The organism is Pimelobacter sp. 30-1, assembly GCF_018831735.1.
GTDB lineage: Bacteria > Actinomycetota > Actinomycetes > Propionibacteriales > Nocardioidaceae > Nocardioides.
Window position 1 is genome coordinate 527,199 of sequence record NZ_NHTS01000005.1, and the last position, 23,985, is coordinate 551,183.

The following is a 23,985-nucleotide window of genomic DNA, read 5'->3' on the forward strand; positions in this document are numbered from 1 at the left end:
TCTGCGCTAGGCTGGCGGTGTGGCGCTCGGCACCGGATACGACCAGCAGGGGTGCTACCTCGCGCGTGCGCTCGAGGTGGTGGGGGAGCGCTGGACGCTGCTCATCCTGCGCGACTGCTTCTACGGCGTACGCCGCTTCACCGACCTGCGCGACCACCTCGACATCTCGCGCGCGGTGCTCACCGCCCGCCTCGACGGGCTGGTCGGCGACGGCGTGCTGACCCGGGAGAGCGTCGACGGGCACCCGGAGTACGTGCTCACTGAGGCCGGACGGGCGCTGTGGCCGGTCGTCTTCTCGCTCTCGAAGTGGGGGGAGCAGCACGTCGCCGGAGGTCACCCCGCGCGGGTGTTCAGCCATGCCGACTGCGGTACCGACCTCGACGCGCTCGGCCGGTGCCCGGCGTGCAGCACGGTGCCGGGGCCCGAGGACCTCGTCGTCCGCCCGGGGCCGGGCGTGAACCCGCTGCGCCGCGAGGACCGGGTCGCCCGGGCGCTGGAGCAGCCGCACCGGCTGCTCACGCCGCTGAGCGTCGCGGCTGCGCCCTAGACCGCGCCCTCGACCAGGAACTGCCCGAGCAGGCCGGGCGTCGCCGCCTCGGCGAGCGCGATCGCGTCGTCCACGCCGACATCGGGCACGTGCACCCGGCCCCGGCCGCCGGCCGTCGTCGCGGCGAGCGAGACCAGGCCGGCGCGGCGCTGGAACCAGGTCGCGCGCAGGTTCCAGCCGATGACGTGGTCGGCGGCCAGCGCGTCCCGGGTGCGCAGCACCGAGCCCGAGCGCATCACGACGTGACCGGCCAGGAAGCCGTGGCCCAGCGTGCGGACCCGGTCGACGGCCAGGGCCAGCGCGAGCGCGACGGGGACGACGGCCAGCGCGAGGAGCGGGAGCGGGCCGCCGGCGACCACACCGGCCACGACGAGCGCGACGAACGGCAGCGAGCCGAGCAGCGCGCGGCTGAACCGGCGGGTGGTCGCGGAGCGGCCGTGGGGCCGCAGGGGAGCGGTCACCGGCTCCGGGGTGCCCAGCACGGCCGAGGCGACGTCGTACCCGGTGGCGGCGGGGGCGGGCGGCAGCAGCATCGACGAGCTCGACTGGCCCTCGCCGCTGAGGCCGGTGACGATCGCGTTGACCCGGCGTCCGTGCGCGAGCCGGAGCAGGGCGGGCTCGGCGAGCGAGACGCCCGCCAGCCGGGCCATGTCGATGGTGGTCTCGCGGTGGGTGAGCAGGCCGCGGTGCACGTGCCAGGCGCTGCGGTAGCGCGCGAGCACGAAGCCGCCGTTGACGACGAGGTAGCCGCCCACCACGAGCAGCACCGCGACGACCAGGACGCCGCCGACGACGGTGAGCACGAAGGTCGTGCCGATCCCGGCGAGGTCGGCCTCGGAGATCCGGATGTGGACGTTCTCGGCGATCTGGAAGGTGACCCCGGCGAGGGCACCGAAGGCGACCAGGACGGCGCCGCTGAACGGGGCGTACCAGAGCCAGCGGGGCGAGAACCGGGCGACGACCTGCTCCTCGTCGACCACGCCGGGCCCGGCCCCGGCGCCGCCGTACGCCGAGGCGTCGGTGCCCGGCGCCGCCGGCCGCGCGTGGAGCAGCGCCGAGCGCAGCCGGGCGGCCTCCTCGCGGGGCAGCGCGTCGAGCTCGAGCTGCTCGTCGGACCCGGTGGCGGCGCTGCCGGTGCCGATCACGACGGTGGCCAGGCCGAGCACCCGGTGGATGGGCGAGGCGCTGAGGTCGACCGCGCGGACCCGGTCGACCGGCGTCGTCAGGGTGTGGCGTTGGAGCAGCCCGCGGCGCAGCTCGACGCGGCGCTCGGTGATCCGGTAGGTGGTGGTCAGGTAGCGCACGACACCGAGCGCCACCGGCACGCCGACGCCGAGCAGTGCCCACGGACCGAAGCCGGACGCGCCACCGGCGACGACCAGGCCGATCAGGACCGGGAAGAACTTCCCGACCTCCTTGATCGGGTGGACCAGGAGCATCCGGGGGTCCAGGCGCTGCCAGTCCGGCTCCAGGGCCGGTGGCGGAGGCGGCGGCGTCGTCGGCGGAGGCGGGACGACGCTCACGTGGCGTCGCCCGCGACGAGGTGGGCCTGGTGGGTCAGCTCGTCGGCGAGCGCGAGCGCGACGTCCCGCTCGAGCCCCTCGATCTGGAGCGGACCGGCCGCCGAGGCGGTCGTGACGGTGACCGAGGCCAGCCCGAAGAGCCGCGCCAGCGGCCCCTGCGCGAAGTCCACGGTCTGCACCCGCGACATCGGGGCGATCCGGCGCTCGCGCGCCCACCACCCGCGCTGGGTGTAGACGGCCGTCGCGGAGACCTCCCAGCGGTGCACCCGGTAGCGCCACTGCGGGACGACGACCGCCACCGCCGCGCACCCGACGACCGCGAGCCCGGTCGCCCACCAGCGCAGCCCGTCCGGCAGCGCGAAGTAGGCGCCGACACCCAGGCCGGCCGCCACCACGACGGCGCTGATCGCGCTCTCGACGTGCCACATCAGGCGGGCTCGGGGACTGACCCGGTGGGCAGGATCGCGCAGCTGTGTCACGCTCGCGAGCCTACGGGCCGTCCGGGTCCCGGGACGGCAGTGGGACCTTAGTCCTCCCTTCGGCGGCCGCGCACCCTCCGAATTGACCACGCCGGGACGTCCCTCGGCCAGGTTCCGCGCGAGGGGGGCGCACCGTACCCGGGTCGCGCCTAGCCTGGAGGTGTGCTGGACGTCGTGACACTTCGAGTGGCCTTCGGTCTCGTCGCCGTCGGCATCCTCGTGCTGTTCTACGGCGTCACCTATCGCTCGACCCGTTCGGCCTACAGCGGCTGGTGGTGCGGCTCGCTGGCGTTCTTCATCGTGAGCGCCTCGCTGTTCCTCTTCAACGGCAGCGCCGTCCAGGTCGTGGCCAACCCCCTCGGCAACACCGCGGGCACCCTCGGCGCCGCCTGCGTGTGGGCCGGCGCCCGCAGCCTCGGCGAGCGCCGGGTCCGCTGGTGGCAGCTCGTCGTGCTGCCCGCCGTCGTCCTCGCCGTCTCGCTGCTCGACGACCCGCGCCACGACGTGTGGTCCGGCGGTGTGGCGTACCTGCTCGCCATGGCGATCCTGATCGGCGGCTCGGCCTGGGAGCTGGTCCGCCTGCTCCGCACCGAGCGCCCGGCCGGCGGGGCCCGCGAGCAGTTCCGCTTCGCGGTCTCCTCGATGGCGATCGTCTCCGGCGTGATCGGCGGCTTCTACCTGGCCCGCGACGTCGTCTTCGTCGCGGCCGGCCCCGACAGCGCGGTCTTCCGGATCGGCTTCGGCGGCCAGGTCACCACGCTGCTCACGATGCTGCTGCTCGTCGTCGTCACCTTCAGCATGTCCGCGCTCAGCCACGAGCAGCAGACCACCGAGCTGCGCCGCCAGGCCACCCGCGACGGCCTCACCGGCCTCCTCAACCGCCAGGCCTTCCTCGAGGCCGCCGAGCGCCAGCTCGACCACGCCCGGGTCACCCGGCACGCCGCCGTGCTGGTCGCCGACCTCGACCGGTTCAAGAGCATCAACGACGGCTCCGGCCACGCCGCCGGCGACCGCGCCCTCGTCGCCTTCGCCGACGCCTGCCGCTCGGTGGTCGGCCAGCAGGGCATCGTCAGCCGCCTCGGCGGCGACGAGTTCGGCCTGCTCACCCTCGGCGGCCCGGCCGAGGAGATCGTCGCCGCCATCGCCGACCGCTACAGCGAGAGCGCCGGCGAGACCGACCCGCCGACGGCCAGCTTCGGCATCGCCGCCGTCCTCCCGCACGACGACATGGCCCTGGCCCTGGCCCGGGCGGACGAGGCGCTCTACGCGGCCAAGGACGGCGGCCGGGCGCGCGCCGTACGTCATGAGGACCGGGGGCCCCGCCGCGGCCTCGACGGCGGGCGTCGTACGGCTTGAGGTGGGCTCAGCCGCGCGCGATGCGCGGGGTGAAGAAGTAGTCGCTCCGCATCGGCCCGGTGTCCAGCCCGTCGTCGGCATAGACCCGCTTGGCGGTGAACCGCGCGGCGCCGACGGCGACGCGCACCCAGGCCGGGTCGCCCAGGCAGGTGGTCGGTACGACGGCCGTGGTGACCCGGCGGGCGCGGTCGATGTCGAGTCGGTAGCCGGTGCACTCCACCTTGTCGTCGGGGCCGGTGGTGAGCTGGTTGCTGCTCATCCCGCGGTACTTGTAGGCGCTGGCCTCGTAGATCGCGCCGCCGGGCAGGCGCAGCGCGACGCCGACGAAGTACTTCTTGGTGGGGATGGCCGCGCGGGTGCGGACCTTGACGACGACGCGGTCGGCGAGGTGGCTGATCCGGATCGTGCGGATGTCCACGCCGCGCTCCCGCGGCTCCGGCCGGCGGAGGGTGTCGCCGGCGGAGCGCATCTCTCCGGAGCGGACGTCGCGGGCGGCGTCGGTGTGGGTGTGGTCGGCGGCCGCGGCGAGCGACGGGGCGCCGGTGGCGAGGACGGCCGCGGCGACGAGGACGGCGGCGAGACGGCGGGTCACGCTGTGCGCTCCCGGTCAGCCGCGGGCGATGCGGGGGGAGTAGCGCAGCGAGTCGCCGACGCGGTGGTTGCTGAGGCCGTCGTCGGCCCACATCCGCTTCTGGGCGAACCGGGCGACGCCGACACCGGCGCGGACCCACGCGGGGTCGCCGAGGCAGGTGGTGGGAACGACGAGCGTGGCGAGGCGGCGGCCGCGGTCGATATCGGCGCGGTAGCCGGCGCACTCGACCTTCTCGTCGTTGGTGCTGACCTGGCTGTGGGTGGTGCCGAGCATCTTGATGTGCTCGAGCTCGTACGAGCGGCCACCGGGGACGCGGAGGCTCGCGATCAGGAAGAACCTCCCGGCGGGCATCGCGGCACGCGTGCGGACCTTGACGACGACGTGGCTGGCGGTGTGGCTGACCCGCACGGTGCGGATGTCGACCGAGGCCTCGCGGCGGTCGACGCGGGCCTTGCTCGCGGCGTCCATCCGCTCGACGATCGCGTCGCGGGAGGCGTCGGTGTGCTTGTAGTCCGCGGCCGAGGCGAGGGCAGGGGTCGCGGCGACCACGAGGGCGGCGCCGGCGAGGCAGGCAGCCAGTCGGGCGAGGGGGGTGCGTGTCATGGTGCGCATCATGTCATTGCCTGTGCGTGCCACGACGAGCCGTCCGGCGCGGAGGCCGGACGGTCGTCGTGCGGCACGCGTGCAGGCAGGTCAGCCGCGGGCGATGCGCGGGGAGAGCTTGATGGTGTCGCGGACCCGGCCGTCGCGCAGGGCGTCGTCGACGTAGAGGCGCTTGCCGCGGATGATGCCGGTCCCGCCGCCGACGCGGACCCAGGCCGGGGTGCCGAGGCAGGAGGTGGGGATGACCATGGTGGTCCGCTTGCGGGAGGCGTCGATCTCGGTGCGGTAGCCGGCGCAGGCGATCGGCTCGCTGTCGACGCTGACGTCGCTGAACGTCATCCCGAACATCCGGCCGTGGCTGACCTCGAAGGTCCCGCCCGGCGTGCGGACCTCGGCGGTGACCACGTAGCGGCCGGTGGGCAGGGCGCCGCGGGTGCGGAAGGTGAGGACGAGGGTGTCGGTGCGGTGGTCGACCCGGAGGCGGCGTACGTCGCCCGCGCGCTCGCGCGGCTCGGGGCGGCGGATCGCGTCGCTGTCGAGCGTTCCGGAGCGGACGTCGCGGACGGCGTCGACGTGGCTGAAGTCGGCGGCCGAGGCGACGGCCGGGGCGGCGGTGACGAGGAGGGCGGCGCCGGCGAGGCCGGCCAGGAGGCGGGGGATGAGGTTCATGGCGCCAATCTGCCGGGAACGACAGCGCCCGTGGTGAGTAGTGCTACTCAACACGGGCGCCGGCGTGGTGCGGGGGAGGGGGGAGCCAGGTCAGTCCTTGAGCTCGCAGACGACCTCGCCGTTGCCGATCGTGGCGCCGACCTCGGCGCTCAGGCCGGTCACGGTGCCGGCCTTGTGGGCCTTGAGGGGCTGCTCCATCTTCATCGCCTCGAGGACGATGACGACGTCACCCTCCTCGACCTGCTGGCCCTCCTCGACGGCGACCTTGACGATGGTGCCCTGCATGGGCGAGGTGACCGAGTCGCCGGACGCCGCGGCGCCGGCCTTCTTGCCGGCCGCGCGCTTGGGCTTCTTGGCGCCCGCGGCGGGGCCGGAGGCGATGCCGCCCAGGCCGGCCGGGAGGACGACCTCGACGCGCTTGCCGCCGACCTCGACGACGACCTTCTGCTTCTCGCCCTGCTCCTCGGCCTCGCCCGCGGCGCCGCCGTAGGGCTGGATCTGGTTGTCGAAGTCGGTCTCGATCCACGTCGTGTAGACGTCGAAGGAGCCCTCGCCCGTCGGGTTGGACGACGCCACCCAGGCCGGGTCGCGGGTGATGACCTCGTGGAAGGTGATCGCGGTCGGCATGCCGTCGACCTCGAACTCGCTCAGGGCGCGGCGCGAGCGCTCGATCGCCTGGGTGCGGTTCTGGCCGGTGATGATCAGCTTGGCGACGAGGGAGTCGAACGCGCCGGGGACGGTCTCGCCCTTCTCGTAGCCGCCGTCGACGCGGACGCCGGGACCCTGCGGCGGGTTCCAGGCGGTCAGCGTGCCGGGGGCCGGCATGAAGTTGTTGCCGCCGTCCTCGGCGTTGATCCGGTACTCGATCGAGTGGCCGCGGATCTCCGGGTCGCCGTAGCCGAGCTCCTCGCCCGCGGCGATGCGGAACATCTCGCGGACCAGGTCGATCCCGGTGACCTCCTCGGAGACGCAGTGCTCGACCTGGAGGCGGGTGTTGACCTCGAGGAAGGAGATGGTGCCGTCGGCGGCGACGAGGAACTCGCACGTACCGGCGCCGACGTAGTTGGCCTCGCGCAGGATCGCCTTGGAGGACTCGTAGAGGCGCTCGTTCTGCTCGGGGGTGAGGAACGGCGCGGGCGCCTCCTCGACGAGCTTCTGGTGGCGCCGCTGCAGCGAGCAGTCGCGGGTGGAGACGACGACGACATTGCCGTGCTGGTCGGCCAGGCACTGGGTCTCGACGTGGCGCGGGCGGTCGAGGAACTTCTCGACCAGGCACTCGCCGCGGCCGAAGGCGGAGATCGCCTCGCGCACGGCCGACTCGTAGAGCTCGGGGATCTCCTCGAGCGTGCGGGCGACCTTGAGGCCGCGGCCGCCGCCGCCGAAGACCGCCTTGATGGCGACCGGCAGGCCGTGCTCCTTGGCGAACCCGACGATCTCGTCGGCGTCCTTGACCGCGTCCTTGAGGCCGGGCGCGAGCGGGGCGCCGGCGGCGAGGGCGATCTGCTTGGCCTTGGCCTTGTCGCCGAGACCGTCGATCGCCTCGGGCGAGGGCCCGATCCAGATCAGCCCGGCGTCGAGGACGGCCTGGGCGAACTGGGCGTTCTCGGCCAGGAAGCCGTAGCCCGGGTGCACCGAGTCGGCGCCGGACTTGGCGGCGACGTCGAGGATCTTCTCGATGGACAGGTACGAGTCGGCGGGCGTCGCGCCTCCCAGCGCGTAGGCCTCGTCGGCCAGCCGTACGAACAGCGCGTCCGCGTCGGGCTCGGCGTAGATCGCGACGCTGGCGATGCCGGCGTCCTTCGCGGCACGGATCACGCGGACCGCGATCTCTCCACGGTTGGCGATGAGCACCTTGCGCAGCGGCTTGATGTCGGGCACCGATTTCTCCTCACGTCGTTCGTGAAACCTCGCGCAGTCTAGGGCGTGCGCTTGGTCGGGCCTCAGCGGTATCCGGTGGCCGGGCAGGTGACGTACGCCGCACCCGGCGTTTGGGTTGTCCGCGGGCGGGGAGGACTTGCCCCGCGTTGTCTTCTCGGGCGGCCCCGGTGACGGGAGAGCGGTGGGCCGGACGAGTCGGTGGCGCTCCGATGCAGGTGCCGCCGACCGAGGCGGGCCTCGACCCATGAAGTGAGGAACCCCAGATGCGCGTACGAATCCCCGGCCTTCTCCTGGCCGCCACCATCGGGCTGTCGGGTCTGCTGACCGCCTGTGGCGACGACGACGCCGGCGCGGACAAGCCCGCCAAGGACGAGACCTCGCAGTCGACCGAGTCCACCGACTCGACCGACGCGACCGACTCCACCGAGGGCAGCGAGCCCGACGCGGCCGAGGGCGACGGCGACAAGCCCGCGCGCGACGCGGTGGTCGCCGGCTACAGCGGCATCGTCAAGAAGGGTGGCGAGGACGCGGGCATCCCGATGCCCGAGGACGTCGTGACCAAGGTGGTCAGCTGCTTCGTCGACGCCGTGTACGACGACGCCTCGGCCACCACGCTCCAGGCCCTGGCCGACGGCAACGCCGCCGCGATCGACCCGGCCGACGTCAACCTGTTCACCGAGGCGCAGACCACCTGCCAGAAGGCGCTCGGCTGAGCGCAGCCGTCGCCGGCTGAACCAGCCACCCGATCGGGTGCGTGACGGCGGCGGGACCGGGCGAGTGAGGGCCGGTCCCGCCGTCGTCCGCTTTTCCCAGGATTTCCCCAGGATCGGTGGTTAACAACCATTAACCTCTTGCTCTACGATGGGGCCATGACCCAGTTCGAGCTGTCGCGTGAGCACGAGGAGTTCCGGCGTACCGTCCGGGACTTCGCCGACGCCACCATCCGCCCCCGCGTGGCGGAGTGGGACAAGGCGCACCACTTCCCGACCGATGTCGTCCAGAAGATGGGTGAGCTCGGCCTGTTCGGCCTCACCGCGCCCGAGGAGTACGGCGGCGCCGGGCTCGACGCCGAGGACGGCCCCTTCACCTCGCTGTGCCTGGCGATCGAGGAGCTCGGCCGGGTGGACCAGTCGCTGGGCGTGACGCTCGAGGCCGGGGTCGGCCTGGGCATCAACCCGATCCTGACCTATGGCACCGACGAGCAGAAGAAGACCTGGCTGCCCGACCTCGTCGCCGGGCAGCGGCTCGCGGGCTTCGGCCTGACCGAGCCGGGCGCCGGCTCCGACGCGGGGGCGACCAAGACCAAGGCCGAGCTCGACAACGGCGAGTGGGTGATCAACGGCGGCAAGCAGTTCATCACCAACTCCGGCTCCTCGATCACCTCGGTGGTGACGGTGACCGCGCGCACCGGCACCCGGGAGAACGGCAAGCCCGAGATCTCCACGATCATCGTCCCGTCCGGCACGCCGGGCTTCGTGGCCGAGCCGTCGTACGACAAGCTCGGCTGGCACATCTCCGACACCCACCCGCTGAGCTTCGTCGACTGCCGGGTGCCCGAGAGCAACCTGGTGGGCGAGAAGGGCCGCGGCTACGCGCAGTTCCTCGCCACGCTCGACGACGGCCGGGTCGCGATCGCCGCGCTGGCGGTGGGCCTGATCCAGGCGTGCGTCGACCTGTGCGTGGAGTACTCCCTCGACCGCCAGACCATGGGCGGCCCGATCGGGCGCAAGCAGGGCGTCGCCTTCCAGATCGCCGACCTCGAGGTCATGCTCCACGCCTCGCGCCTGCTGACCTACCGCGCGGCCGCGATGAAGGACGCCATGATGGGCGGCCGCGGGCCGTCGATGACGGAGTTCAAGCAGGCCGCGTCGGTGGCCAAGCTCTACGCGAGCGAGTCGGCGGTCACCGCGACCCGGATCGCGACCCAGGTCTTCGGCGGCTACGGCTTCATGGAGGAGTACCCGGTCGCCCGGTTCTACCGCGACGCCAAGATCCTCGAGATCGGCGAGGGCACCTCCGAGGTGCAGCGGATGCTCATCGCCCGCGGGCTCGGCCTGCCCGTCGAGTAGTCCGCACCAGCAGCGCCACCGCGACGGCGGCCGCGATCCCGCCTCCGACCAGGAGCGGGGTCCGGCCGCCGTCGTCGTCCTCGGGGACGGTCGCGGTGGGCCGTGCGGTCGGCGGGGCCGGCGCGCGCAGCGAGCCGTCGGTCAGGCGCGAATCGGCCTGGGGCGCGACGAGCGCGCCGCTCGCGTAGTCCGGCACCCCCTCGGCGGCGGTGCCGCTGCGCGCGAGGGTGAGCGTGGTGGTGACCGGCTGGCGGGCCTCGGGTGCGCTCACGAGCACGTAGTGGACGCCCGCGAGGGAGGCGCCGGCCGCTGTCGGGTCGTAGGCCTCGCGGTGCAGGAACGAGACCACGTGCGACTGGGCCCGGCCCGGCGCGGTCGAGGCGTCGCTGGCGCCGAGCAGCGGGCCGAGCACGTGGACCGCGAGGGTGTCATCGGCGGTCTGGGCGCGCAGGGTCTGGTCCCAGTCGAGCGGGACGGCGACGAGCGCGGTGCGCCCTGGACGCACGGTGATCGCGTAGGTGCCGTCGTCGACGACGGGCGCGTCCGCCGGGGTGGCGCCGGGCGTGAGGGGACGCGGGTCCGGCGCCGGCGCGGGCGCGACCCAGGCGGGGGTGACGGGCTCGTCCAGCAGCCCGAAGGCGTACGCCGACAGCGGCGGCTCCTCGTAGACCAGCAGGGTCGCGGCGCGCCCGCGGTCGGCGGGATCGCTGGGGACGCCGACGCGCACCCACAGCGTGTCCGCGCTCGCGCAGGGGTGCTCGGGCGCGTCGGTCCAGGTGGAGGCGGAGGTCAGGAGCAGCGGAGTCGGCTCGCCGGTGGTGGGGCGGAAGACCGCGCCGCTGCCGCAGCTCTCGTCGCCGGGCGCGGTCCCGAGGGAGAGCCGGACGCCCGCGCCGATGGAGTCGCCGGCGCCGACGTACCAGAGGGCGACGTGGACGGTGCTGCCCGGCGTGGTGCGCTCGAGGCGGAAGGTCCGCGGTCCGTCGGCGGGCAGCGTCGTGCGGTGGCTGCCGGTGCTGAGCGCCGGGTCGTCGGGCGGGGCCGTGGCCGCGGTGGCGGCCGGTGCCGCGGGCAGGGCCAGCAGCACGGCCGGGAGCAGGCGGCCCAGGCGGCCCAGGCGGCCCAGGCGGCTCAGCCGGCCCAGAGGTCGGTCCACCGGTGCCCGAGCGTCCGGACCTGGTCGCGCAGCAGTGGCAGGCTCACGCCGACGACGTTGTGGTGGTCGCCCTCGATACCGGTGACGAAGCCGCCGCCGCGGCCGTCGACGGTGAACGCGCCAGCCACGTGGAGCGGCTCGCCGGTCGCGACGTAGGCCGCGATCTCGTCGTCGCCGACCTCGGCGAAGTGGACCGTGGTCGACGCGGTCGAGGCGACCTGGCGGTCGCCGGCGACGTCGCGCAGGCAGTGGCCGGTGTGCAGAACGCCGGAGCGCCCGCGCATGGCCTGCCAGCGGCGTACGGCCTCGTCGGCGTCGGCCGGCTTGCCGAGCGCCTCGCCGTCGAGCTCGAGGACCGAGTCGCAGCCGAGCACCAGGGCGTCGGCGGGGACCTCCGGGCGCGGGGCGACCGCGTGGCACTTGAGCTCGGCCAGGCGCAGCGCCAGCTCGGCGGGCGGGACGTCGCGTACCTGGGACTCGTCGACGCCCGAGACGATCACCACCGGCGCCAGGCCGGCGTTGCGCAGGGTGGTCAGGCGTGCGGGGGACGCGGACGCGAGCACGAGGGTCGGCACGGCGCCCACCCTACGGTGGCCCGCCGACCGTGGCTCAGCCGGCGACGTGGCCGATCAGCTGGGCGGTGGCCCGGACGGCGGCGCCGAGGCGCTCGACGTCCGCGAGGTCGAAGACGGAGACGCCGACGCTGAGCTGGGCGCCGTCGCGGCCGTTGGGCACGGGTGCCGAGACGCCGTGCACCGAGGGCACGACCTCGCCGAAGGAGACGGCGTAGCCGCGGGTCCGGGCGGTGCCGACCTCGTCCCGCTCGCCCTCGCGGGGCGGCTGGCCGGACAGGATCGCGAGGCCGGCCGAGCCGCGGTCGATCGCGTCGAGCTGGCCGGGCCGGAAGGCGACGTGCACCGAGGCGTTGCGGGGCTCGACGACCATGAGGGCGCGCACGTGGCGGGGGTCCTCCTGGACGACGAGGTGGGCGGTCGCGCTGACCTCGTCGGCGAGCTCCTCGAGCAGGGGGAGCGCGGCGGTGCGCAGGTCGCGCTCGACGGGCTCGGCGAGCGGCACCAGGCCGGTGCCGAGGTGGAAGCGCTTGGCCCGGTCGCGGCGCAGCAGCCGGTGCGCCTCGAGCGTGCGCACGAACCGGTGCGCGACCGTGCGGTGGACGCCGACCGCGTCGGCGATCTCGGTGATCGTCATCGCCGTACCGCGGGCGCTGAGCACCTCGAGGACTCGCAGGCCCGAGTGCAGCGTCTTCGACATGGAGCTGTCGAGGACGACCTCGTCTTCCTCGCTCATGCGGCTCATTCTTCCCACCGGACCGACCTCCGACGTGCTCGGGGTCACGTCGGGGGCTTGACCACCCGACTGTGACGTGCTTAACCTCTCGTGCAGTTATAGCACGTAGCGTGCGACTATCGCACACAAGGGGGAGCAGTGACCGACCGGATCGACCGGACCGAGGTCCCGGACGCGGTGGTGACCGGGGTGACCCGGCTCTACGCCCGCCAGTCCCGGCTCATCGACGAGGGCGACGCGCAGGGGTGGGCGGCGACGTTCACCGCCGACGGGGTGTTCGCCTCGCCGTCGTACCCGGAGCCGGTGGTGGGGACGGCGGCCCTGGTCGGCTTCGCCGAGGACTTCCGCACCGCGGGCGAGCGCACCCGGACCCGGCTGCGCCACGTGATCACCAACGTCGACGTGCTGCCCGGCGCCGCCGGTGAGCCCGGCGCCGAGCCTGGGCCCGAGCCCGACCGGCTCGTCGCCCACGCCTACCTCCAGATCGTGGAGACGTCCGCGGGCGAGGGGAGCCGGCTGGTCCGGCTCACCACGATCACCGACGACCTCGTCCGCGACGACACCGCCGCACTCGGCTGGCGGGTCGCCCGCCGCCGGGTCCGCCGCGACGACACGACCGAACAGCCGAACCAGCAAGGAGCACCCGCATGACCAGCCAGCCGTCCACCCAGCCCTCGAGCACCGAGCACCCCGGACGGGTCGAGGCGACGCCGATGGTCGTCGACCACCCCGACCTGCGCGGCAAGGTCGCCGTGATCACCGGCGCCGGCCGGGGCATGGGCGCGCGGTTCGCCGCGGCGCTGGCCCGCCGGGGCGTCCACGTGGTCGGCGCCGACCTCGACCTCGCCCAGATGGAGGCCACCGCGGCCGCGCTCGCCGCCGAGAACGCCGACGCCCCCGGCGGCGCCGGTGAGGTCGTGGCGACCGCGGTCGACGTCCGCGACCGCGAGGCTCAGCAGCGCGTCGCCGAGCTCGCCGTGCAGCGCTTCGGCCGGGTCGACCTGTGGATCAACAACGCCGGGATCTTCCCCGAGGCGCCGGCTGCGGACATCCCGGTCAGCCAGCTCCAGGCCACGCTCGCGATCAACGTCGAGGGCGTCCTGTACGGCGCCCAGGCCGCCGCCTCCGTGATGGCCCCCGGCGCCGCGATCGTCAACATGGCCTCGGTCGCCGCCGTGCGGGTACGGCGCGGGCGCGCGGCGTACTGCTCGTCCAAGGCGGCGGTCGCGCACCTGACCGAGTGCCTCGCCGTCGAGTACGGCGACCTCGGCATCCGGGTCAACGCGATCGCGCCCGGCTTCGTCGACACCGAGATGACCCGCTGGGTCCAGGACGACCCGCCGGCGCTGGCCAAGGCGCTCGACAGCATCCCGCTGCACCGGCTCGGCTCGCCCGAGGAGATCGTCGGCCCGATGCTGTTCCTGCTCTCGGACAGCGCGCGCTACGTGACCGGTCACATCCTCGCCGTGGACGGCGGCTCGCGCCATGTCTGAGCCGGCTGCGGGCCGCGTCGTCCTGGTCACCGGCGCCGCCGGCGGCATGGGCGCCGGCCACGCCCGGGCCCTCGCCGCCGACGGGTGGCGCGTCGTCCTGGCCGACGTCGCCGACGCCACGCCGGTCGTCGCCGAGATCCGCGCGGCGGGCGGCACGGCCGAGGCGCACCGGCTCGACGTCACCGAGCCGGACGCGTGGGCCGCCGTCGTCGAGGCGATCCGCGCCGAGCACGGCGCCCTCCACGGGCTGGTCAACAACGCCGGCATCTCGCGCCGGCTGCGGTTCATGGACACCCCGCCCGAGGTGTGGCGCCAGGTGATGGCGATCAACGCCGACGGGCCCTTCCTCGGCATCCAGGCGTGCGCGCCGCTGATGCGCGACTCCGGCGGCGGCTCGATCGTCAACATCTCCTCGATCGCGGGGCAGATCGGCTACTTCTCCCCGTCCTACTCGGCGTCGAAGTGGGCGCTGCGCGGGCTGACCAAGTCCGCCGCGGGCGAGCTCGCCGGCTGGGGCATCCGGGTCAACTCGGTGCACCCCGGACTGGTCGAGACGCCGCTGCTGGCCGGATCCGACGGCTTCGTCGCGTCCGCCGTGGCGAGCATCCCGTTCGGGCGGATGGGCCGGCCCGACGAGGTCACCGCCGTCGTGACGTTCCTGCTGGGCGAGGGCTCGTCGTACATGTCGGGGGCCGAGCTCACCGTCGACGGCGCCCTGGTCTCCAACGGCACCTACCACCGGATCCTCGACGAGATGGAGGGAGCGCTGTGAGCGGCGCCCACGAACCCGACTACGACGTCATCGTCATCGGCGGTGGCGGGGCCGGCCTCGCCGCGGCCGTCTCGGCGGCCGAGCGCGGCCGGAGCGTCATCCTCTTCGAGTCCGAGGGCGAGCTCGGCGGCTCGACCCAGCTCTCCGCGGGCATGTTCACCGCCGCCGCCACCAGCGTGCAGAAGGCGCTCGGCGTGGAGGACACGGTCGAGCGGTTCTTCCAGCACTACATGGACCTCAACCAGTGGCTGCTCAAGCCGGGCCTGGTACGCCGCTTCTGCGAGCTGACCGGCCCGACCCTGGAGTGGCTGCTCGACCTCGGTGTCGAGGTGCCTGCGCAGGTCTCGCCCGACGCGCACACGCCTGGCCTGACGCGGGCCGGCGTCGAGGACGTCTGGCGCGCGCACGTACCCAAGGACCAGGGCTACGGCCTGGTCCAGGTGCTCGACCGGGCCCGCAAGCGCGGCGGCGTCGAGGCCGTGCTGCACACCCGGGTCGAGCGCCTGCTCGTCACCGAGGGGCGGGTGAGCGGTGTCGTCGCCGACGGCGTCGAGCTCACCGCGGGCGCGGTCGTGGTCGCCTCCGGCGGCCTGGCCCAGGACCCTGCCCTGGTCGAGCGCTGGTTCCCCGACGCGCTCAAGGCGGGGGAGTCGCTCTTCGTCGTCGCGGCGCCCGGCTCCCGCGGCGACCACCTCGGCTTCGGCCGGCAGGTCTCCGCGTCGGTCGCGGGCGAGGGCTGGGGGCTGATGCTGCCCACCGCGCAGTTCGTCCGCTCCCACCACTGGCAGGCCGGGTTCGCGCCGGCCTCGCGCGTGCACGTCAACGACGTCGGGCGCCGGTTCATGGACGAGGACGCGTCGTACGCCGTCTCGGGCGGCCAGATCGAGGCCCAGGGCGGTCCGGTCTGGATGGTCTTCGACGAGGCCGCCCGCCAGGCGCTCCCCGAGGGGTACGCCGACTGGACCCCCGCCCGCGTCGACGCCCTCGTCGCGGCCGGCGAGATCGTCCGCGCCGACGACCTGCCCGCCCTGGCGGCGCGGATCCACGTCCCCGCCGACCGTCTCGTCGCCACCGTCGAGCGCTGGAACGACCAGCTGCCGCACGGCACCGACGCCGACTTCCAGCGCGACCAGACGCTGGCCGCCAAGGGGGTCACCGCACCCCTGGCCCCGATCGCGATGCCGCCGTTCCACGCCACCCGCGTGCTCCCGGCCGAGCTCGTCTGCACCCACGCCGGTCTCGAGATCGACCACAACGCGGCGGTCCTCGACGAGCGGGGCCGGCCGATCCCGGGCCTGTTCGCGGCCGGTGAGGCCGGGGGCGGTGTCCTCGGCAGTCGCTACGTCGGCGGCGGCAACGCCGTCGCCAACGCCCTCACCCTGGGCCGCCTGGCCGGGCAGAACGCCGCCTCCGGCCGCTGACGCCCTGTTCTCCCGCTGATCTCGGCAGCAGTAAAATCCCACCCACTGGATCCCTGGAGTCCCTATGTCCACCAGCATCCCCGCGGCCCGCCCCGGCACGGCCGTGCACGGCGAGACCGTCCTGCGCAAGGTGCAGCGCTCCGTGCTGCCCGCTGCCTTCCTGCTCTACATGTTCAACTACATGGACCGGGCGTCGATCGGCTACGCCCAGCTCCAGATGTCGACGGACCTCGGCATCAGCCTGGCGACGTACGGCACCATCGCGGCCATCTTCTTCGTGGCCTACACGGTGCTCGAGGTGCCCAGCAACATCATCATGAAGAAGGTCGGTGCCCGGATCTGGCTGGCCCGGATCGCGATCTCCTGGGGCATCATCACGATGCTCACCGGCTTCGTGCAGAACACGACCCAGCTCTACATCGCGCGGATCGCGCTCGGTGTCGCCGAGGCGGGCCTGTTCCCGGGGCTGCTGCTCTACATGACCTTCTGGTTCCGCTCGCAGGACCGCAGCCGCGGCATCGCCGGCTTCTCGCTGGCCCAGCCGGTCGCGCTCCTCATCGGCAGCGCCACCGCCGGCGTCATCCTCGACCACGTCGACTGGTTCGGGCTGGCCGGCTGGCAGTGGGTCTTCATCCTCCAGGGCCTGCCGCCCGTGCTGCTCGGCGTGTGGGTGCTGCTCTACCTCGCCGACCGGCCCAACAAGGCGCGCTGGCTCACCAAGGACGAGGCGGACTGGCTCGAGGGCGAGATCAGCAAGGAGTACGACGCCGAGGACGACGAGCACATGGAGATCTCGCTCGACGCCGTCAAGAACCCCAAGATCCTCTACCTGGCCTTCATCAACCTGCTCTACGCGGTCGGCCTCTACGGCATGACGTTCTTCCTGCCCCAGATCGTCGCCCAGCTCAACCCGGGCTACTCCTCGACCAACATCGGCCTCGTCGGCGCGATCCCCTACATCTGCGGTGCCGTGGCCATGCTGCTGGTCGCGCGCTACTCCGACCTGCTCGGCAACCGCAAGCCGATCGTGATGACCACCCTCGCCGTCGCCGTCCTCGGCCTGGTCGTGACGATGGTCTTCAAGGAGACGCCCACCCTCGGCATGGTCGGCCTGTGCCTGCTCGCGATCGGCGTGTTCTCCTACCTCGGCCCGTTCTGGGCGCTGGCCTCCGAGGCGCTCACCCGCTCGCAGACCGCGGTCGGCCTGGCCACGATCAACGCGATCGCGGCCGCGGGCGGCTTCTTCGGACCGTTCGTGATCGGCAAGACCGCCGCGGCCGACGACGTCATCTTCAGCATGATCTTCCCGGCCGCCTGCATGGCGCTGGCGATCGTGCTGCTGATCTGGGTCAAGCCGGCCAAGGGCACGCCGGCGGCGGTGACCGAGACCGTCTGAGGCTTCCTCGCCTCCCATGAGTCTCGCCGGGCCCCCGGGCCCGGCGAGACTCACTCGTCGGTCGACCCCGCGAGCAGCGCGCGGACGTCCGCTCGTGCGGAGGAGAAGGTGAGACCGGGAACGCCCTGCCACCCGTGCAGCCCGCTCTCCACGCCGCTGTCGATCAGGATCGACTGCGGGTTCTCGACGTCGAGGATCGGTGCGGACCGCTCAGGCACCCCGGCCCGCGCGTCTTGCACCACGCCGCCGTGGGCTGACGCGGGCGCCGCCATGACGACGATGGTGGCCCCGCGTGGGAGGTCCCGCTCGAACGCCTCGGGTGGGATCGCCAGGTCGCGGCCGGGCACGAGGGCACCCGCCGCGTCGTACGTCTGGACGCCGCGGGACCTGGTCGCATAGGCGAAGCCCGAGGAGAAGGACGACGGCGCGCCCTTCAACACGCTCGTGACCTTGATCCGGATCACGACGAAGCGATCCGTCTCGCGCCTGCCCTGCTCGTCGGTGACCACCTCGGTATGCCCGTCAGCGAAGTCGTCGACCACGCCCTCGACCACGTACTCGGCCTTCTTCGCGACGTCGACCGGTGTCGCCTCCGAGAAGAAGTCGCCGGAGCCGTCGGTCCCGCGGGGGACGTCATCGGTGAGCGATGCGTCGTCGGAGGCCGCGCCGCCCGGGTCGGCGTCGCTGCATCCGGCCACGGCCAGTGCGAGGGCGAGTGCCAGGCCCGCGGTCCGCTTCGTCATCTCGACCTCACTCACCAGTTGGTGTTGATCGCGGACGCGTCGTGCGGTCCGTAGGATCGTGTCCACGCCTGGCCGCCGTCGGCCAGGCCGCTCTTCATGCAGTTGTCGGCGCCGTTGCGGTCGGCGGGCCCGGTGTAGGGATCCCCGGCGCCGTAGTGCCACAGGCCTACGGTGTGGCCGATCTCGTGGCAGATGGTCTTGCGGATCTGGTAGCCGGGATTCGTCGCGGCCACGTTGATCGCCTCGACGTTGATGCGGACCCGCCACTGATCGCACCGGCCGATGTCGTTGACGGCCAGGCACCGGGCATCGCCGGCCGTCCCCCAGCCCATGTTCACCTGGCGGAACAGGATGTCGGTCGCGTCGCCGCACCCGGCTTCGATCTCGTCGGTATCTACGACGGTCTGTGCCATCAGGCCGTCAGCGTCGTCCATCGCGTACCTCGCTCGCGATCTTGCGGCCGGCCCCATCGGATTCGTCGTCGAGAAGCAGAAGGTGTGCGTCAGCCGGTCCGGTGCGCGAACGCGGTCGGGCCATGGCCGGTGGGCGGCCGACGCCGGGGCACTGACCAGCATTTGCCCGAGAAGGGGGGCGACGAGAATGACCGCTCCGGCGCGGCGGCGAACGGAGAGCATGGTCTGCTTCCTCCTCCGGACCCGGCGATGAGCGCTCTGGCGCGCTCCGGGCTCCTGCGCTTCACGATGAGGTGAGCGACGGCCGAGGTCCAGCGCAGCGCCGAGCCCGTTCGCAAAACGGCGATCACGCCTCCGGGCGGCTCAGCCCAGCGCGGCGCTGATGTCGCGCACCGCGCGGCGGATCGGCTCGACCGCCGTGGTGAGCAGCTCGGGCCGCGCGGTCACCACGTTGACCGCGGCGAGCACCTGCCAGCCGGGCAGGGGAGCGGCGATGCCGTGGGCGCCGGGGTTGAGCTCGGCGGAGGTGGTGACCAGGCCCGCGGCGCGGACCTCGGCGACCCGGGCGGGCTCGCCGGGCCGGGCCGGGCCCGAGGCGAGTGCGGCCAGGCCGCCGGCGCCGCGGTCGAGCGGGTCGCGGTTGCCGAGGCGGTAGGAGAAGCGCGGGCCGTCGGTGGGCGGCTCGGCGACCACGGTGGTGACGGCGGAGTCGCCGACCACCTCGACCAGGCTGGCGGTCGCGTCGATCTCGAGGGCGAGCCGGTGCAGGACCGGATCGGCGACGTCGCGCAGCCGCGGGCGGCTGTGGTCGGCGAGGTCGGTGGCGGTCGGCCCGACCGTGAACCGGCCCTCGTCGTCGCGCGCCGCGAAGCCGGTGCGGTGCAGCGAGACGAGCAGCCGGTAGGTGATCGAGCGGTGCAGCCCGCACGCGGCCGCCGCCTCGGCGACGGTCAGCCCCTCCGGGTGCCGGCCGAGCTCGAGCAGCACCGCGAGCCCGCGCTCGAGGGTCTGCGAACCGGAATCCGACACCCGTTCCTCCTCGGCCTGGGGCTCAGCTGGTCGGCAGGATCTTGCCACGGACCTCGCCGAGGCCGATCCGGCCACGGGCACCGGGCGCGGTGTAGCGCAGCACGACCTCGTCGCCGTCCTCGAGGAAGGTGCGCTCGGCGCCGCCCGCGACGAACGGCTCCTGGCCGCCCCACGAGAGCTCGAGGAATGAGCCGCGCTGGTCCTTCTCGGGGCCGCTGATGGTGCCGGAGGCGTAGAAGTCGCCGACCCGCAGCGCGGCGCCGTTGACGGTGAGGTGGGCGAGCATCTGGGCCGGGGACCAGTACATCGACCGGTACGGCGGCCGCGCCACGACGGTGCCGTTGAGCTCGACCTCGACGTCGATGTCGTAGCCCGAGGGTCCCTCCTCGCGCAGGTAGGGCAGCACCGGTACGTCGTCCTGGCCCGGCAGCGGCACGCGCGCGGCGTCGAGCGCGACCAGGGGCGTGATCCAGGCACCGATCGAGGTGGCGAAGGACTTGGCCAGGTTGGGGCCGAGCGGGACGTACTCCCAGGCCTGGATGTCGCGCGCCGACCAGTCGTTGACGCCGGTGACGCCGAAGACGGTCTCGGCGTACGCGCTCGTCGGGACCCGCTCGCCGAGCGGGACGGAGCGGCCGACGACGAAGCCGAGCTCGGCCTCGATGTCGAGGCGCCGGCTCGGGCCGTAGGTCGGCAGGTCCTCGGTGGGCGCCTTGCGCTGGCCGGACGGGCGGCGGACGGGCGTGCCGGAGACGACGATCGACCCGGCTCGGCCGTGGTAGCCGACGGGGAGGTGCTTCCAGTTGGGGAAGAGCGGGTCGCTGTCGGGCCGCAGGATCCGGCCGACGTTGCTCGCGTGGTGCTCGGAGGCGTAGTAGTCGACGTAGTCGGCGACCTCGAAGGGCAGCCGGCAGGTGACCTCGGCGAGCGGCAGCAGCCAGGCCTGGGCCTGCTCGCGCCGGCCCGGGTCGGTGAGCAGGTCGAGCACCCAGGCCCGGACCTCGGCCCAGGTCGTCGCCCCCGCCGCGAGGAGCGGGTTGAGCCGGTCGACGTCGAGGAGCGGGGTCCACTCCGCGCGCAGGGCGCGGGCCGCGGCGCCGAGGTCGAGCACGTGCTCGCCGATCCGGACGCCGACCCGGGCGGGCGTCGTCCCGGCGGCGTCGGTGACGACGGCGTAGGGCAGGTTGTCGACGTCGTAGAGGCTGCCGGCGGCGCCGTCGACCCAGGTCTGCGGCTGCGTGTCGGTCATGGAGTGCTCCTCGGGATAGGGATGGTCAGGCGAGCAGGTCGAGGGCGACCAGGTCGTCGTAGGGCTCGATGACGCTGCACGAGCCGTAGGAGGTGAAGGTGGCGCGCGCCGCGGCGAGCCCGGGCGTGGCCCGGACGGCGGCGGCCAGCGCCGCCGCGTCGCGCTCGCCGAGCGTGGCGACCAGCGTCGCGGTGTCGGCGCCGGCGGCCGCGCGGGCGGTCGCGAGCAGGATGTTGAGGTAGCCGTGGTGCTCGAAGCCGGTCGTGGCGCCGGTGTGCCGCACGGCGTTGTGGAGCCCGGCGGTGCACTTGAAGGGCAGGGCGCGGGCGACGGCAGCGCCGATCCAGGCGGCGACCTCGTCCTCGGTGGGGAAGGCCGCGGCCTCGGTGCCGCCGGTGCGGAGCTTGAGCCGCAGGCCGTGGGCGGCGACGGCGTCGAGCACCGCGGGCCAGTCGGGGCTCGACGGCCGGGGCACCTCGACGTACGTCGTGATGCCGGCCGGGCGGGCCGCGGCGATCGCGGCGACCTGCTCGGCGGACCCCCCAGGCCCGCCGAGCTTGACCTCCAGGCCCACCAGCCGCACGCCCGCGGCGTCGGCCCGTGCCGCCACCCCCGCGACCTCGGCCGGCGTGGGGACCACGACGCTGACCTCGAGGCCCGCGGGGTCCAGTGCGGCGAGGTCGTCGAGCCGCGCGGTGTCGACGACCAGCGGGCCGACCAGGCCGGCGTACGCCGTCGCGGCGAGGGCGCGGTGCGCCGTCACGGCCGCGGGGAGCGGGGCCAGTCCCGGCGGGAAGATCGCGGCGTCGTCGACGAGGTGCTGGAAGGACACGGGGATGGACACGCCCTCACTGTAGCGGCTACCGTTCGGAATGAGAACAAGCAGTGTTCGGATATCGGGCACGCGGTGAGGTGGAGGGTGACCATGGCGTACTACCGGCAGGTCGGCGAGGTCCCGCAGAAGCGGCACACGCAGTTCCGCGACCCCGACGGGAGGCTCTACTACGAGGAGCTCATGGGCGAGGAGGGCTTCTCGTCCGACTCCTCGCTGCTCTACCACCGCGGCGTCCCGTCGGCGATCAGCAGCGCCGAGGTCTGGGAGCTGCCCGACCAGACCCGGGTGCCCAACCACCCGCTCAAGCCGCGGCACCTGCGCCTGCACGACCTGACCACCGGCACCGACGCGGTCACCGACCGCCGCCTCGTGCTCGGCAACGCCGACGTACGGATCTCCTACGTCACCACCGGCGGCCACGAGAGCCGTACGCCGCTCTACCGCAACGCCATCGGCGACGAGTGCGTCTACGTCGAGTCCGGCTCGGGCACGGTCGAGACCGTCTTCGGCGTGCTGGCCTACCGGGCCGGCGACTATGTCGTCATCCCGCGCGCGACCACCCACCGCTGGGTCCCGGCCGAGCCGTCCCAGCTCTACGCCATCGAGGCCAACAGCCACATCGCCCCGCCCAAGCGCTACCTCTCGCGCTACGGCCAGCTGCTGGAGCACGCGCCCTTCTGCGAGCGCGACCTGCACGGACCGACCGGCGTCCACCTCGAGGAGGGCGCCGAGGTCGAGGTCCTGGTCAAGCACCGGGTCGGCGGCCAGGTCGTCGGCACCCGCTACACCTACGCCACCCACCCGTTCGACGTGGTCGGCTGGGACGGCTGCCTCTACCCCTACACCTTCAACATCGACGACTACATGCCGATCACCGGCAAGATCCACCAGCCGCCGCCGGTGCACCAGGTGTTCGAGGGCCACAACTTCGTGATCTGCAACTTCCTGCCCCGCAAGGTGGACTACCACCCGCTGGCCGTGCCGGTGCCGTACTACCACTCCAACGTCGACTCGGACGAGGTCATGTTCTACGTCGCCGGCGACTACGAGGCACGCAAGGGCTCGGGCATCGGCCTCGGCTCGATCTCGCTGCACCCGGGCGGTCACGCGCACGGCCCGCAGCCGCAGGCGATCGAGGCGTCCCTGGGGGCGGAGTACTTCGAGGAGTCGGCCGTCATGGTCGACACCTTCGCGCCGCTCGACCTCGGTGAGGGCGGGCTGGCGGTCGAGGACCCGGAGTACGCCTGGACCTGGGCCCGCTCGCTGGGCTGAGGGACTGGGGGGCTGGGGGCGTCCGCCGGACAACCGGCGGCGGGCGTCGCGAGTCGTAGGGGTATGGCTGCTCGCTCCCCGCTCGTCCTGCTGGTCGCCCTGGTGCTGCTCGCCGCCGGCTGCACCGCGGAGCGGCCCGCGTCGAGGCCCGCGTCCCGGCCGGTCGAGGCGGCGGTCGACGTCGGCCTCGACGTCGACGCGCCGGAGGCCAGCCTCCTGGCGCTCGTCGTGACGCCCGGCGCCGTCGAGCGCCGGGTGAGCGTGTGGCAGAGCCGTACGGACGACGGCGCGTGGGTCCTCGCGCTGAGCGACGACGGCTTCGCGACCCGGCGCCTCCTCGAGGTGCCCGCCGGTACCGAGGTCGCCGCCCTCGGCGCGGGCCGCTACGCCCTGCGCGAGGGGTGGGACGCCACCGGGTTCCGGGTGGTCGGGGCGGCGCCCGGCGCGGACCGGACCGTCCGCGTCGCCGGTCCGCCCGCACCGCTGGGCGCCGGTGAGGCGCTGCTGAGCCGGGGCGAGCCCGGGCGGCTGCGGCTCGTCGGGGTGGCCGCGGACGGGCGGGCGCACCCGGTGCCCGCACCCCGGGGGCTGCACGAGGTGAGCGGCGCGGGGACGGACCGGATCGCGGGGCTCGCGTTCGCCGGCCGTAAGACCTACCACTGGTCGGAGGACGGCGGGGCCACCTGGCGCCGCTCCCGCCTCGGTCGCGGGACGAGCCCGACCTTCCTCGCGCGGCGCGTGCCGACCGCGAGCGGACAGCCCCACGTCGTGCTGGAGGGCAGCGACGGCGCCACGCTGTTCCCGTTCGTCGCGCTCTGGCGCGCCCCGGCGCGCGGCGGTCCCTGGACCCGGACGCCGATCGCCCCGGTCCCCGGCCGCGGCCGGCGCGACGGCCACGTGACGACCACCGGCGGCTGGATGGGCGCCGACGGCGAGGTGCGGGTGCTGGCCAGCGTGGGGCCGCGGAGCGGGATGTGGCGGGTGGCCGGGGGACGGCTGGACCGGGTCCGCGGGGACCGGCCGCGGGTGGTCGGCGTACCGGAGGTGTCGCCGCTGCTGGTCGAGACCGGCGCCGGTGTCGCTCCCGGGGCCGCGGTCTGGGTCGGCGGCGCCCCGGGCGAGGCCTGGTGCACCGTGGACGACGGCCGGCACTGGACGCGGTTCGCCACCCGCTGAGCGGGG

General features: G+C 73.9%; 25 protein-coding genes. 11 read left to right on the forward strand and 14 right to left on the reverse strand.

What is annotated here, in order from left to right:
• Positions 1-19 precede the first annotated feature (19 nt).
• Positions 20-547: a helix-turn-helix domain-containing protein gene (locus CCO04_RS14005; RefSeq protein ID WP_215814737.1), complete on the forward strand. Its 528-nt coding sequence runs from the start codon at positions 20-22 to the stop codon at positions 545-547.
• Here the strand turns inward: CCO04_RS14005 and CCO04_RS14010 are convergent.
• Together CCO04_RS14010 and CCO04_RS14015 are read right to left on the reverse strand one after the other, a co-directional pair.
• The gene (locus tag CCO04_RS14010) at positions 544-2,070 is read right to left on the reverse strand and encodes a PH domain-containing protein (RefSeq protein ID WP_215814738.1); all 1,527 of its coding nucleotides are present in this window, start codon (positions 2,068-2,070) and stop codon (positions 544-546) included. The two genes, CCO04_RS14005 and CCO04_RS14010, sit on opposite strands and share 4 nt — an antisense overlap.
• Positions 2,067-2,549 carry a PH domain-containing protein gene (locus CCO04_RS14015; protein ID WP_308281213.1) on the reverse strand — a complete coding sequence of 161 codons (483 nt, stop codon included), beginning with the start codon at positions 2,547-2,549 and terminating at the stop codon, positions 2,067-2,069. Before CCO04_RS14015 ends, CCO04_RS14010 begins: the two co-directional genes overlap by 4 nt.
• Positions 2,550-2,723: 174 nt before the next feature.
• On the opposite strand from CCO04_RS14015, the gene CCO04_RS29820 reads away from it, so the two are divergent.
• Positions 2,724-3,905: a GGDEF domain-containing protein gene (locus CCO04_RS29820; protein WP_215814739.1), complete on the forward strand. Its 1,182-nt coding sequence runs from the start codon at positions 2,724-2,726 to the stop codon at positions 3,903-3,905.
• A gap of 7 nt (positions 3,906-3,912) precedes the next feature.
• Here the strand turns inward: CCO04_RS29820 and CCO04_RS14025 are convergent, their stop codons facing one another.
• The 4 genes from CCO04_RS14025 to CCO04_RS14040 form a co-directional block, all read right to left on the reverse strand.
• Positions 3,913-4,497: a hypothetical protein gene (locus tag CCO04_RS14025; RefSeq protein ID WP_215814740.1), complete on the reverse strand. Its 585-nt coding sequence runs from the start codon at positions 4,495-4,497 to the stop codon at positions 3,913-3,915.
• A gap of 15 nt (positions 4,498-4,512) precedes the next feature.
• Positions 4,513-5,100 (reverse strand): hypothetical protein, encoded by a 588-nt coding sequence (locus CCO04_RS14030; RefSeq protein ID WP_215814741.1) that lies wholly within the window; start codon positions 5,098-5,100, stop codon positions 4,513-4,515.
• A 90-nt stretch (positions 5,101-5,190) separates the two neighbouring features.
• Complete coding sequence (locus tag CCO04_RS14035) at positions 5,191-5,769, reverse strand: hypothetical protein (protein WP_215814742.1); 579 nt, start codon at positions 5,767-5,769, stop codon at positions 5,191-5,193.
• Between the two features lie 90 nt (positions 5,770-5,859).
• The gene (locus CCO04_RS14040) at positions 5,860-7,647 is read right to left on the reverse strand and encodes a biotin carboxylase N-terminal domain-containing protein (RefSeq protein ID WP_215814743.1); all 1,788 of its coding nucleotides are present in this window, start codon (positions 7,645-7,647) and stop codon (positions 5,860-5,862) included.
• A gap of 263 nt (positions 7,648-7,910) precedes the next feature.
• Between CCO04_RS14040 and CCO04_RS14045 the strand changes: the two genes are divergently transcribed.
• The gene (locus CCO04_RS14045; RefSeq protein WP_215814744.1) at positions 7,911-8,360 is read left to right on the forward strand and encodes a hypothetical protein; all 450 of its coding nucleotides are present in this window, start codon (positions 7,911-7,913) and stop codon (positions 8,358-8,360) included.
• A gap of 156 nt (positions 8,361-8,516) precedes the next feature.
• On the forward strand, positions 8,517-9,716 hold the full coding sequence (locus CCO04_RS14050; protein WP_215814745.1) for an acyl-CoA dehydrogenase family protein: 1,200 nt from the start codon (positions 8,517-8,519) through the stop codon (positions 9,714-9,716).
• Here the strand turns inward: CCO04_RS14050 and CCO04_RS14055 are convergent.
• The 3 genes from CCO04_RS14055 to CCO04_RS14065 are packed head-to-tail and all read right to left on the reverse strand — an operon-like array spanning position 9,682 to position 12,180.
• On the reverse strand, positions 9,682-10,872 hold the full coding sequence (locus CCO04_RS14055; protein WP_215814746.1) for a hypothetical protein: 1,191 nt from the start codon (positions 10,870-10,872) through the stop codon (positions 9,682-9,684). The two genes, CCO04_RS14050 and CCO04_RS14055, sit on opposite strands and share 35 nt — an antisense overlap.
• On the reverse strand, positions 10,848-11,447 hold the full coding sequence (locus CCO04_RS14060) for a nucleoside triphosphate pyrophosphatase (protein WP_215814747.1): 600 nt from the start codon (positions 11,445-11,447) through the stop codon (positions 10,848-10,850). Before CCO04_RS14060 ends, CCO04_RS14055 begins: the two co-directional genes overlap by 25 nt.
• Before the next feature lie 34 nt (positions 11,448-11,481).
• On the reverse strand, positions 11,482-12,180 hold the full coding sequence (locus CCO04_RS14065; RefSeq protein WP_215814748.1) for an IclR family transcriptional regulator: 699 nt from the start codon (positions 12,178-12,180) through the stop codon (positions 11,482-11,484).
• 138 nt (positions 12,181-12,318) lie between these two features.
• On the opposite strand from CCO04_RS14065, the gene CCO04_RS14070 reads away from it, so the two are divergent.
• The 5 genes from CCO04_RS14070 to CCO04_RS14090 all read left to right on the forward strand — a co-directional run bounded on the left by CCO04_RS14070 (position 12,319) and on the right by CCO04_RS14090 (position 17,262).
• Complete coding sequence (locus CCO04_RS14070; protein WP_215814749.1) at positions 12,319-12,831, forward strand: nuclear transport factor 2 family protein; 513 nt, start codon at positions 12,319-12,321, stop codon at positions 12,829-12,831.
• Positions 12,828-13,673: an SDR family NAD(P)-dependent oxidoreductase gene (locus tag CCO04_RS14075; RefSeq protein ID WP_215814750.1), complete on the forward strand. Its 846-nt coding sequence runs from the start codon at positions 12,828-12,830 to the stop codon at positions 13,671-13,673. Before CCO04_RS14070 ends, CCO04_RS14075 begins: the two co-directional genes overlap by 4 nt.
• Positions 13,666-14,445 carry an SDR family NAD(P)-dependent oxidoreductase gene (locus tag CCO04_RS14080; RefSeq protein WP_215814751.1) on the forward strand — a complete coding sequence of 260 codons (780 nt, stop codon included), beginning with the start codon at positions 13,666-13,668 and terminating at the stop codon, positions 14,443-14,445. The genes CCO04_RS14075 and CCO04_RS14080 overlap by 8 nt, the downstream gene beginning before the upstream one ends.
• A complete protein-coding gene (locus CCO04_RS14085; protein ID WP_215814752.1) occupies positions 14,442-15,866 on the forward strand; it encodes an FAD-dependent oxidoreductase in 1,425 nt (474 codons plus the stop codon). The genes CCO04_RS14080 and CCO04_RS14085 overlap by 4 nt, the downstream gene beginning before the upstream one ends.
• Positions 15,867-15,930: 64 nt before the next feature.
• The gene (locus tag CCO04_RS14090) at positions 15,931-17,262 is read left to right on the forward strand and encodes an MFS transporter (protein ID WP_215814753.1); all 1,332 of its coding nucleotides are present in this window, start codon (positions 15,931-15,933) and stop codon (positions 17,260-17,262) included.
• A gap of 50 nt (positions 17,263-17,312) precedes the next feature.
• On the opposite strand, the gene CCO04_RS14095 is transcribed toward CCO04_RS14090, so the two are convergent.
• From CCO04_RS14095 to CCO04_RS14115, 5 genes are all read right to left on the reverse strand, one after another.
• On the reverse strand, positions 17,313-18,005 hold the full coding sequence (locus tag CCO04_RS14095; RefSeq protein ID WP_215814754.1) for a hypothetical protein: 693 nt from the start codon (positions 18,003-18,005) through the stop codon (positions 17,313-17,315).
• Positions 18,006-18,016: 11 nt separating this feature from the next.
• Positions 18,017-18,640 (reverse strand): hypothetical protein, encoded by a 624-nt coding sequence (locus tag CCO04_RS14100; protein WP_215814755.1) that lies wholly within the window; start codon positions 18,638-18,640, stop codon positions 18,017-18,019.
• A 141-nt stretch (positions 18,641-18,781) separates the two neighbouring features.
• Positions 18,782-19,447 (reverse strand): IclR family transcriptional regulator, encoded by a 666-nt coding sequence (locus CCO04_RS14105; RefSeq protein WP_215814756.1) that lies wholly within the window; start codon positions 19,445-19,447, stop codon positions 18,782-18,784.
• 22 nt (positions 19,448-19,469) lie between these two features.
• A complete protein-coding gene (gene fahA, locus CCO04_RS14110; RefSeq protein WP_215814757.1) occupies positions 19,470-20,696 on the reverse strand; it encodes a fumarylacetoacetase in 1,227 nt (408 codons plus the stop codon).
• A 25-nt stretch (positions 20,697-20,721) separates the two neighbouring features.
• Positions 20,722-21,540, reverse strand: coding sequence for a hypothetical protein (locus CCO04_RS14115; RefSeq protein ID WP_215814758.1), 819 nt, complete (start codon positions 21,538-21,540; stop codon positions 20,722-20,724).
• 81 nt (positions 21,541-21,621) lie between these two features.
• Here CCO04_RS14115 and CCO04_RS14120 point away from each other — a divergent pair, with 81 nt between their 5' ends.
• Both CCO04_RS14120 and CCO04_RS14125 read left to right on the forward strand, forming a co-directional pair.
• Positions 21,622-22,803 carry a homogentisate 1,2-dioxygenase gene (locus CCO04_RS14120; RefSeq protein WP_215814759.1) on the forward strand — a complete coding sequence of 394 codons (1,182 nt, stop codon included), beginning with the start codon at positions 21,622-21,624 and terminating at the stop codon, positions 22,801-22,803.
• Positions 22,804-22,866: 63 nt separating this feature from the next.
• Positions 22,867-23,979 (forward strand): hypothetical protein, encoded by a 1,113-nt coding sequence (locus CCO04_RS14125; RefSeq protein ID WP_215814760.1) that lies wholly within the window; start codon positions 22,867-22,869, stop codon positions 23,977-23,979.
• Positions 23,980-23,985 lie beyond the last annotated feature (6 nt).

Excerpts from the sequence above, each read along its gene's own strand:
- CCO04_RS14030 (WP_215814741.1), bottom strand. The coding sequence starts at position 5,100 with ATGACACGCACCCCCCTCGCCCGACTGGCTGCCTGCCTCGCCGGCGCC.
- CCO04_RS14035 (WP_215814742.1), bottom strand. The coding sequence starts at position 5,769 with ATGAACCTCATCCCCCGCCTCCTGGCCGGCCTCGCCGGCGCCGCCCTC.
- CCO04_RS14045 (WP_215814744.1), top strand. The coding sequence starts at position 7,911 with ATGCGCGTACGAATCCCCGGCCTTCTCCTGGCCGCCACCATCGGGCTG.
- CCO04_RS14050 (WP_215814745.1), top strand. The coding sequence starts at position 8,517 with ATGACCCAGTTCGAGCTGTCGCGTGAGCACGAGGAGTTCCGGCGTACC.
- CCO04_RS14065 (WP_215814748.1), bottom strand. The coding sequence starts at position 12,180 with ATGAGCGAGGAAGACGAGGTCGTCCTCGACAGCTCCATGTCGAAGACG.
- CCO04_RS14075 (WP_215814750.1), top strand. The coding sequence starts at position 12,828 with ATGACCAGCCAGCCGTCCACCCAGCCCTCGAGCACCGAGCACCCCGGA.
- CCO04_RS14080 (WP_215814751.1), top strand. The coding sequence starts at position 13,666 with ATGTCTGAGCCGGCTGCGGGCCGCGTCGTCCTGGTCACCGGCGCCGCC.
- CCO04_RS14090 (WP_215814753.1), top strand. The coding sequence starts at position 15,931 with ATGTCCACCAGCATCCCCGCGGCCCGCCCCGGCACGGCCGTGCACGGC.
- CCO04_RS14095 (WP_215814754.1), bottom strand. The coding sequence starts at position 18,005 with ATGACGAAGCGGACCGCGGGCCTGGCACTCGCCCTCGCACTGGCCGTG.
- CCO04_RS14100 (WP_215814755.1), bottom strand. The coding sequence starts at position 18,640 with ATGCTCTCCGTTCGCCGCCGCGCCGGAGCGGTCATTCTCGTCGCCCCC.
- fahA (WP_215814757.1), bottom strand. The coding sequence starts at position 20,696 with ATGACCGACACGCAGCCGCAGACCTGGGTCGACGGCGCCGCCGGCAGC.
- CCO04_RS14120 (WP_215814759.1), top strand. The coding sequence starts at position 21,622 with ATGGCGTACTACCGGCAGGTCGGCGAGGTCCCGCAGAAGCGGCACACG.
- CCO04_RS14125 (WP_215814760.1), top strand. The coding sequence starts at position 22,867 with ATGGCTGCTCGCTCCCCGCTCGTCCTGCTGGTCGCCCTGGTGCTGCTC.